The 544-nt window shown below is 65.4% G+C and carries 1 protein-coding gene; it reads left to right on the top strand.

Features of this window, described 5'->3' with window-relative positions; genetic code table 11:
- On the top strand, positions 1–471 hold a 471-nt coding region (locus A9X04_RS21575), incomplete at its 5' end, for a phosphotransferase (RefSeq protein WP_156764470.1).
- Between the last annotated feature and the right edge of the window lie 73 nt (positions 472–544).

Here is a 544-nt window from a genome sequence, read left to right as displayed (position 1 = left end):
CTCGCCAACTGGCTTTCCGCCAACACCCCGACCATGAGCCCGGCCGCGGTCATCCATGGCGACTACAGCCCATTCAATGTGATGGTTGCCCCGCAGCCGCCGGCCCGCTTGGCCGCAATCGTCGACTGGGACACCGGCACCATCGGTGATCCATTGCTCGACATCGGACATCTGCTGGCGCGCTGGACGGAGCCGGGTGAGGAACCCGTTATCACCCTCCAGGCTGGCGGCGCCGACGGCTATCCGACTCGCTCCCAAATGGCGACCCGTTATGCCGAGCGCACCGGACGTGATCTCTCGGCGCTGCCCTACTACGAGGCGCTGGCACTGTTCAAACTCGCCATCATCCTCGAAGGCTCGCACGCCCGGCAGGTCAAATCCGGCGTCGATGCCGACCGCACAGACATGGGCCCGCGAGTGATTCGATTGCTTCATGGCGCAGCGGAATTTGCGCGCGGGCAACGGCTATGACCGAACCACTCACCGAGCGACGCCGACGACTCGTGCGCGACGACATCGGCCGGGCTGCCGTGCATCTGTTTGC

It is taken from the genome of Mycobacterium sp. E3247 (assembly GCF_001667785.1).
Lineage (GTDB): Bacteria > Actinomycetota > Actinomycetes > Mycobacteriales > Mycobacteriaceae > Mycobacterium.
This window is presented reverse-complemented; position numbering and strand designations above follow the sequence as displayed.